This is a genomic window from Hydrogenophaga sp. 70-12 (genome assembly GCF_001897365.1).
GTDB classification, from domain to species: domain Bacteria; phylum Pseudomonadota; class Gammaproteobacteria; order Burkholderiales; family Burkholderiaceae_C; genus Hydrogenophaga; species Hydrogenophaga borbori.
The window spans coordinates 1-8,511 of record NZ_MKSS01000290.1 but is presented as its reverse complement, the minus strand read 5'-3'; the positions used below and the strand labels follow the sequence as shown (position 1 = coordinate 8,511).

General features: G+C 70.9%; 6 protein-coding genes, 2 pseudogenes and 1 riboswitch. Of the genes and pseudogenes, 4 read left to right on the top strand and 4 right to left on the bottom strand.

The window, feature by feature from the left end; all coding sequences use genetic code 11:
- Window positions 1–198, top strand: a pseudogene (locus tag BGO22_RS15840) (hypothetical protein); the annotation flags it as partial.
- 38 nt (window positions 199–236) lie between these two features.
- Here BGO22_RS15840 and norR read toward each other — a convergent pair.
- Window positions 237–1,787: a nitric oxide reductase transcriptional regulator NorR gene (gene norR / locus BGO22_RS15835; RefSeq protein WP_286851660.1), complete on the bottom strand. Its 1,551-nt coding sequence runs from the start codon at window positions 1,785–1,787 to the stop codon at window positions 237–239.
- A gap of 141 nt (window positions 1,788–1,928) precedes the next feature.
- Here norR and ytfE point away from each other — a divergent pair, with 141 nt between their 5' ends.
- Window positions 1,929–2,606 carry an iron-sulfur cluster repair protein YtfE gene (gene ytfE, locus BGO22_RS15830; RefSeq protein WP_204743239.1) on the top strand — a complete coding sequence of 226 codons (678 nt, stop codon included), beginning with the start codon at window positions 1,929–1,931 and terminating at the stop codon, window positions 2,604–2,606.
- 17 nt (window positions 2,607–2,623) lie between these two features.
- The gene (locus tag BGO22_RS15825) at window positions 2,624–5,050 is read left to right on the top strand and encodes a nitric-oxide reductase large subunit (protein WP_286851658.1); all 2,427 of its coding nucleotides are present in this window, start codon (window positions 2,624–2,626) and stop codon (window positions 5,048–5,050) included.
- On the opposite strand, the gene BGO22_RS15820 is transcribed toward BGO22_RS15825, so the two are convergent.
- Complete coding sequence (locus BGO22_RS15820; RefSeq protein WP_286851656.1) at window positions 4,945–7,212, bottom strand: penicillin-binding protein 1A; 2,268 nt, start codon at window positions 7,210–7,212, stop codon at window positions 4,945–4,947. The two genes, BGO22_RS15825 and BGO22_RS15820, sit on opposite strands and share 106 nt — an antisense overlap.
- A gap of 151 nt (window positions 7,213–7,363) precedes the next feature.
- Window positions 7,364–7,451: riboswitch (glycine riboswitch) on the bottom strand.
- Between the two features lie 70 nt (window positions 7,452–7,521).
- Window positions 7,522–7,731: pseudogene (locus BGO22_RS15815) on the bottom strand (integrase core domain-containing protein); the annotation flags it as partial.
- 66 nt (window positions 7,732–7,797) lie between these two features.
- On the opposite strand from BGO22_RS15815, the gene BGO22_RS15810 reads away from it, so the two are divergent.
- On the top strand, window positions 7,798–7,944 hold the full coding sequence (locus tag BGO22_RS15810; RefSeq protein ID WP_286851662.1) for a hypothetical protein: 147 nt from the start codon (window positions 7,798–7,800) through the stop codon (window positions 7,942–7,944).
- Window positions 7,945–8,108: 164 nt separating this feature from the next.
- Here the strand turns inward: BGO22_RS15810 and BGO22_RS15805 are convergent.
- The coding region (locus BGO22_RS15805) for a molybdopterin dinucleotide binding domain-containing protein (RefSeq protein WP_286851654.1) at window positions 8,109–8,511 on the bottom strand (403 nt) is incomplete at its 5' end.

The window sequence follows — 8,511 nt, the reverse complement described above, 5'->3', positions numbered from 1 at the left end:
CCGCAAGAGACGCAGGCCCTGCAGCAGCCCGACATCGGCCTGCTGTACGTGCTCGGTGTCAACGGACAGCTGCTGATGCACTTCGCCGCCGCCGCCGGCTACGACTGGAACGCCTACCTGGAAGCCATGCGCACCGGCTTGCGTGAGCATGGCCCGGTGCGCGCGGGCATTTACAAGGCGGTGGGCGAGCACCGCTAGGGCGCGTTCACCGCGAGGCCCCCGCTGGGCCTTGGCGCTCAGGCCTTGAGCCCGAGCCGGCGGGCCAGCTTGTGCAGGTTGCTGGCGTCCAGGTCCAGCGCACGGGCCGCCGCGGCCCAGTTGCCGCCGTGCAGCACCAGCGCCTGCTGGATGGCCTGCCGCTGCGTGGCCGCCACCATCTCGTGCAGCGGCGCCAGCGCGGGCAGCGGCGCGGCGCTGGCGCCCGGCGCGGCGCGGTCCTGCGCCGGCGCGTTCCCCTCGTCGAGGTCCAGCATGTCCGGCTCCAGGGTGACGATGCCGCGGCGGTCGGCGCCCCGGCTCACCGCCTTGAGCGCCGCGCGGCTGATCACGTGCTCCAGTTCGCGCACATTGCCGGGCCAGCGGTAGCGGCGCAGCGCCGCGTCGGCATCGGCGGACAGGCGCAGGCTGCGCAGCCCCAGCCGGGCGCGGTTGAGTTCGAGGAAGCGGCCGGCGAGCAGCAGCACGTCGTTGCCACGCTCGCGCAGCGGCGGAATGGGAATGGGGTAGACCGAGAGGCGGTGGTAGAGGTCGGCACGGAACGCGCCCTCGCGCACCAGTTCGCGCAACTGGCGGTTGGTGGCCGCGATCACGCGCACGTTCACGCGCCGCGGCCGGTCGGTGCCCAGGCGCTGGATCTCGCCGTTCTGCAGCGTGCGCAGCAGCTTGGCCTGGATGGCCAGCGGGAGCTCGCCCACCTCATCCAGAAACAGCGTGCCGCCGTCGGCGGCCTCGAAGCGGCCCGGCCGCTCGCTCATCGCGCCCGAGAAGGCGCCCTTGGCGTGGCCGAACAGCTCGCTCTCGGCCAGCGACTCGGGCAAGGCCGCGCAGTTGACGTGCACCAGCGGCTTGCCGGCGCGGCGCGACAGCTGGTGCAGGCGGTGCGCGAACAGCTCCTTGCCGACGCCGGTCTCGCCCAGCAGCAGCGCGGGCAGTTCGGAATCGGCCACCACCTGCAGCTCGTGCAGCAGGTGCACGATGGCCTCGCTCTGGCCGACGATGTCGCTGTCCTCGCGCGGGTTGGCGCGCGCGCCGGCCGGCGCCGACCAGCCCGCCGTGCGCAGGGCGCGGACCTCGACCTCCAGCCGCGTGAGGCGCACCGCCGCCTCGATCGCGCTGGCGAGCTGTTCCAGCTCGCGCGGGGCCTGGGCGTCGAAGCGGCCGATGTCCAAGGCGTCCAGCGTCACCACGCCCCAGCGCTCCCCCTCCACGTCCAGCGCCATGCCCATGCAGTCGTGCACCGGCAGGGGCTGGCCGGGGTGGCCGTCGACCAGGCCATCGTAGGGATCGGGCAGCGCGCTGTCGTGGGGAAAGCGGGTGGCGCCGCGCCGCGCGAGGATGGCCGCCAGCCGGGGGTGGTCCTTCAGCGCGAAGCGCCGGCCCAGCGCGTCGCTGGCCAGACCGTCCACCGCCAGGGGCCGCAGGTGCTCCTGCTCGAGCCGCAGCAGCGCCACCGCCCCGCAGGCGAAGTGCGCGCGCAGGCTGCCCACCAAACGCTGCAGGCGCACCGCGGCCGGCAGCTCGGCCACCAGGTCGGTCAGCAGCAGCAGTTGCGTCGTGTCGATGGTCATTCGTACCCCATGCGGTGATTTGTACCGTGGCGCGACCCGGGTGGATTTGACCCAGGTCAATCCAAGCCTTTGATTGGCAAGGGAATTTTTTTGGCACGCGGATCGCATATCGCCTGGCTACCCATTCACCAAGGAGCAAGCATGGACCTGATGGACCAATCCCTGGGCCAGTTGGCCCGGCGCATTCCCGGCGCCACCCGCGTGTTCGATGCGCACCGGTTCGACTTCTGCTGCGCGGGCAACCGCACGCTGCGCACGGCGGCCACGGCCGCCGGCGTCGACGGCGAGGCCATCGCGGCCGAGCTGCTGGCGCTGCAGGCGCGCGAGGCGCCGTCCCAGGCGCCCGACTGGGGCCGGGCCACCGACACCGAGCTGGTGGACCACATCCTGGCGCGCTACCACGCGGTGCACCGCGAGCAGTTGCCCGAGCTGATCCGGCTGGCGCGGCGCGTCGAGCAGGTGCACGGCGACCGCGCGGACTGCCCGCAGGGCCTGGCCGACCACCTCATGGCCATGGGCCAGGAACTGGAGAGCCACATGCGCAAGGAAGAGCTGGTGCTGTTCCCCTTGATCGCACGCGGACACGGCGCCATGGGTGGCATGCCCATCGGCGTGATGCGCGGCGAGCACGAGGAGCACGGCGCGGCCCTGCGCCGCCTGAGCGAACTCACGCAGGACTTCACGCCGCCGCGCGGCGCCTGCACCACCTGGCGCGCGCTCTACAGCGGCCTGGTCGCCTTCCGAGACGACCTGATCGCCCACATCCACCTGGAAAACAACGTGCTGTTCGAGCGCTTCGCGCCGGCGGACGTGCACTGACGCACGGGAGAAGCCTCATGGGTATCTACAAGAAGTACTGGTTCGCGCTGATCGGCGTGTGCATCGTCATGTTCTCGCTGCTGGGCTACTTCGGCGCCGAGGTCTACCGCTCGGCGCCGCCGGTGCCGGCGCAGGTCAGCACCGCCGGAGGCAAGGCGCTGTTCACACAAGAGGACATCCTGGACGGGCAGACGGCCTGGCAGTCGGTGGGCGGCATGCAGCTCGGCTCCATCTGGGGCCACGGCGCCTACCAGGCCCCCGACTGGACGGCCGACTGGCTGCACCGCGAACTCACGGCCTGGCTCGACCTGGCCGCCCGCGAGCGGCACGGGCGCGCCTACGCGGACCTCGACGCCGGCCTGCAGGGCGCGCTGCGCGCCGAGCTGCGCGCCGAGTACCGCGCCAATGGCGTCGGCGCCGATGGCGCGCTGGTGGTGAGCGAGCGGCGCGCGATGGCCATGGCGCACACGGCCGCCTACTACGACCAGCTGTTCTCCGACGCGCCCGCGCTGGCCAAGAGCCGCGAGAGCTTCGCGATGAAGGAGAACACCCTGCCCAGCGCCGAGCGGCGCGAGCGGCTCACGCAGTTCTTCTTCTGGACCGCCTGGGCCGCGGCCACCGAGCGGCCCGGCACGCAGGTGACCTACACCAACAACTGGCCGCACGAGCCGCTGATCGGCAACGTGCCCAGCAAGGAGAACGTGGTCTGGTCCATCGCCAGCGTGGTGATCCTGCTGGCGGGCATCGGCCTGCTGGTCTGGGCCTGGGCCTTCCTGCGCGACCACGACGAGCCGCTGCCGGCCGCACCGGCGCGCGACCCCTTGACGGCCTTCGCGCTCACGCCCTCGCAGCGCGCGCTGGGCAAATACCTGTTTCTGGTGGTCGCGCTGTTTGTCTTCCAGGTCTTCATCGGCGGCTTCACCGCCCACTACACCGTGGAGCGCAGCTTCTACGGCATTGACCTGTCGCAATGGTTCCCCTACTCGCTCACGCGCACCTGGCACATCCAGGCCGCGCTGTTCTGGATCGCCACCGGCTTCCTGGCGGTGGGCCTGTTCCTCGCGCCCGTCATCAACGGCGGCAAGGACCCGAGGTTCCAGAAGCTGGGCGTGGACGTGCTGTTCTGGGCGCTGGTCTTCGTCTGCGTCGGCTCCTTCGTCGGCAACTACCTGGCCATCGCGCAGAAGATGCCGCCGGAGTGGAACTTCTGGTTGGGCCACCAGGGCTACGAGTACGTGGACCTGGGGCGGATCTGGCAGATCCTCAAGTGGGTCGGCATCCTGCTCTGGCTGGTGCTGATGCTGCGCGGCGTGCTGCCCGCGCTGTTCGCGCGCGACGGCCAGGACAAGAACCTGCTGGCCCTGCTCACGGCCTCGGTCGGCGCCATCGGCCTGTTCTATGGCGCGGGCCTGTTCTACGGCGAGCGCACCAGCCTGTCGGTGATGGAGTACTGGCGCTGGTGGGTGGTGCACCTGTGGGTGGAGGGCTTCTTCGAGGTCTTCGCCACCACGGCCCTGGCCTTCGTCTTCTCCAGCATGGGCCTGGTGTCGCGCCGCATGGCCACCACGGCCAGCCTGGCCTCGGCCTCGCTGTTCCTGCTGGGCGGCATCCCGGGCACCTTCCACCACCTGTACTTCTCGGGCACCACAACGCCGGTCATGGCCGTGGGCGCTTCGTTCAGCGCGCTGGAGGTGGTGCCACTGATCGTGCTGGGCCACGAGGCCTTCGAGAACTGGCGCCTGAAGACCCGCGCGCCGTGGATGGACGACCTGAAGTGGCCGCTGCTGTGCTTCGTCGCCGTGGCCTTCTGGAACATGCTGGGCGCGGGCGTCTTCGGCTTCATGATCAACCCGCCGATCTCGCTGTACTACATCCAGGGCCTGAACACCACGCCCGTGCACGCGCACGCGGCCCTGTTCGGTGTCTATGGTTTCCTGGCACTGGGCTTCACGCTGATGGTGCTGCGCTACCTGCGGCCGCGCACCGTGTTCAGCGAGCCGCTGATGAAGGCCGGCTTCTGGGGCCTGAACCTGGGCCTGGTGCTGATGATCTTCACCAGCCTGCTGCCGATCGGCTTCATCCAGTTCATGGCGAGCGTGGGCGAGGGCCTGTGGTACGCCCGCAGCGAGGCCTTCATGCAGCAGCCGCTGCTGCAGACGCTGCGCTGGGTGCGCACCTTCGGCGACCTGGTGTTCATCGGCGGCGCCGTGGCGCTGGCGCTGCAGGTGGTGCTGGGCCTGCTGGACCGCGGCGGCGCGCCGGCCCGGGCCGGGCAGCGCCTGAGCGAGGCGCGGGTTGACGCACGGGCTCGCGGGCCGCTGCGGCGGCCTGCGGGCCCTCAACCCGGCGGCAGCTCGCCTGGCGCCGCCGGCGCGCAGTCGAACGGCCCCGCCACCCGGTCGTTGTCGTCCTGCACACACACGTCGCTCACGTACTCCGCATAGGCGTAGTCGCCGGCATGGACCACGACGCCGCCGGGCCGCTCGCGCAGGCGCGGCGCGCGGTCGGCCACGGCGCGGGCCATGAACTCGGTCCACACAGGCAGCGCGTGCGTGGCCCCGGTGGCCCGGCCCAGGCTGCGCGGCTGGTCGTAGCCCATCCACACCACGGTGGACACCCCCGACGAATAGCCCGCGAACCACACGTCGCGGGCCTGGTTGGAGGTGCCGGTCTTGCCCGCCACGTCGGGGCGGTCCAGGCGCAGGGCGCGCCGCGCCGTGCCCTGCTGCACGACGTCGCGCAGCATGCTGTCCACGATGTAGGCGTTGCGCTCGGAGACGGCGCGCACCGCCGGCGCGCGGTCGGCGGCGTCGAACAGCACGGCGCCGCCACGCTCGCTCACGCGGGTGATCAGCACGGCAGGGCGCCATTCGCCGCCGCTGCCGAACACCGCGTAGGCCTGCGCCAGCCCCAGCGGCGAGACCGCGCCGGCGCCCAGGGCCAGCGGCAGGGTCGCCGGGTTGTGTTGCGGATCGAAACCGAAGCGCGCCGCGAAATCGCGCACGTGCGCCGCGCCCGCCGCCTCCATGAGGTTCACCGTGGCCACGTTGCGGGAACGCGCCAGCGCGTCGCGGGCGGTCAGGAAGCCGTCGTAGCGGTCGCCGTAGTTGCGGGGGGCCCAGGCGCGGCGCCCCGGGGCAGCCGGCGTCACCACGCGCTGGCGGTCTTCCACCAGCGTGCCGGGGAAGTAGCCGCGCTCCAGCGCCGCGGAGTAGACAAATGGCTTGAAGGTGGAGCCGGGTTGGCGCAGGGCCTGCATGGCGTGGTCGTACTGGCCCAGGCGCGGGTCGAAGCCACCGGCCAGGGCCAGGATGTGGCCGGTGTCCATGTCGATGGAGACCAGGGCGCCCTCCATCCGCGGCAACTGGGCCAGGCGCCAGGCTTGCGCCCCATCGCGCCGCACGCGGATCACCGAACCCGCCTCGATGCGCGGACCCCGCCCGGCGCGATGCGCGAGCGCGATGGCGCTGCCGTCGCGCAGGTGGGCCTGCAGGCCCGCGGACGACACCTCGCGCACCAGGGCCGCTTGCAGCTCGCCGCTGTCGGGGTACGGGGCCAGCGCGCGCCGCAGCCCCGGCCCGTCGAAGCGCCAGGGCGGGGGCAGCCGGGCTTCCGGTCCGGCGTAGCCGTGCCGCTGCTGGGCGCGCAGCAAACCGCCGCGCAGCGCGCGCATGGCCTCGCGCTGCAGGTCCGCGTCGATGCTGAGGACCACGTCCAGGCCGCGCGTGTACGCCTCTTCTCCGAAACGCTCCACCACCCGCTGGCGGGCCTGCTCCACGGCATGCCCCACGTACAGCCCACCCAAGCGTTCGGGTGACCGCAGGACCAGGGGCTCGGCCAGGGCCTGGTCGTGCGCGGGCTGGTCGATCCAGCCCAGCGCCAGCAGGCGCGACAGGATGTGGCGCTGCCGCACGACCGCGCGCTCGCGGTTGACCACGGGGTTGTAGGCCGACGGCGCCTTGGGCAAGCCGGCCAGCATCGCGGCCTCGGCCAGCGTGAGCTCATGCAGCGCCTTGTCGAAGTACACCGAGGCGGCGGCGGCAAAGCCATAGGCGCGCTCGCCCAGGTAGACCTGGTTCATGTAGAGCTCGAGCAGGGTGTCCTTGTCGTAGTGCGCCTCGAGCTTGCTGGCCAGCAGGACCTCCATGATCTTGCGGCGGTAGGTCTTCTCTGGACTGAGAAAGAACATGCGGGCCACTTGCATGGTGATGGTGCTGCCGCCCTGCGCGCGCCCGCCGGCGAACAGGTTGCTCCAGGCGGCGCGCGCCAGGCCGGCGATGTCCACGCCGCGGTGCGCGTAGAAGCCCGCGTCCTCGATGGCCAGCAGCGCCTCGCGCATGCGCTTGGGGATCTGCTCGATCGCCACGAGCTCGCGGCGTTCCTCACCGTACTCGGCCAGCAGGCGGCCGTCCCTGGCGTGGATGCGCAGCGGCAGCTTGGGCTGGTAGTCGGTCAGCGCCTCCACGCTGGGCAGTTCCTGCCACAGGCGGTGAAGCGCGTAGGCGCCGCCCAGCGAGAGGCCGGCGAGCAGGCCCAGGATGAGGGAGAGGACAAGGCGCGTCGACGCGCCCCGGGACGCGGGGTTGTGCAGGATGGGGGAAGGCACCAGGACTCCAATAGGTGGTCGCAGGCGTTCGCGTCGCATCGACGCGAACCTGCTGCGCCTCTCCCTCTGTCCTTGAACCTGAGAGTTTCAGCCGCTGACGCGGCTTGCCCCTTCGGTGGGCCGTGCGACGGCCACTCTCCAGTCGGCGAAATGGGTGACTGCGGTCCTGGTGCCTGAGCGATGATGGGAGTTTGCGCCTTCGGCGGGGGCCCAAGGCCCCGCTCTCCCGCAGTGCGGCGATTATGGCATCCGGGCCTTCGCCGGCCGACGCCGCGCGCGGGCTGAAGCCCTCTCGATTTCCTGAGCCATTCAGAAGTAGAGATCGAGGAACAGTTTGACACGGTACTCGACCGGTAGGACGCGGCCGAGGGCTTCATGGGGGCGGTGGTTGTTGTATCGGTGCAGCCAGTCGGCCGTCATGTCACGCACTTCCTGCAGGCTGCCGAAGACGTAGCAGTCGAGCACCTCGGTTGGGTAGGTCTTGTTGAATCGTTCGACATAGGCGTTCTGCGTGGGCTGCCTCCTAACCGTCGGAGCGACCGTGTTTCCACCGCTTGGCGAAGTCCACCGCTTCTTCGCACCGGAGTGAAGAGATCACTGCACGCGCGCTCCACCGCTGCCGATATCAAGGCCTCCGGCTATGGGCGTTTCGGCGGACAGGCAGGCATCGAAGCCTTCACCGAACTGCGCTGGATCACGGTGCACATCGCGCCGCGCCACTACCCCTTCTGAGGCAACGCCATCGGATCAGCCGGGCGGGATGCTCGCCCGGCAGCCCTGGACCCCAGCGGCGATGGCCATTCTGGCTGCGCCGCGAGGCAGGCAATGCGACGTCGCAAACGGCATTGGCGCAAGCTTGACCGGCAAGGGCGTGCGCACCTGGTTGATTGAGCCGCTTACCCAGGTGCCCGGCTGTTCAAATGGACCGGCGGTGTGTGCACCTGCACCGGCATCTCAGCCCCGACCCATCGCTCGACCTCAACTAAACAGGTTTGTGCGGCACAGCCTTGTGCCAGACGAGAGGTCCCCTGGTCGCGGGTGAGCGTGTTGGGATTGCCCGAACGATCCAGGCTCTCGGGCTCGCCCGGGTGACTCGGGTCCCACCACGCACCGGTCGGCATGCGCACCACGCCCGGCATGAGCGACTCACTCAGACAAGCCCCTGCCAGGCAGGCCCCGCGCTCATTGAAAAGACGCACCGTATCGCCCTCTGCGATGCCACGTCGGTCCGCGTCCTCGGGGTGCAGGTACACGCTTTGGCGCCCTCGGATCTTTTCGGCGCGACTGAGCGCCGAATGG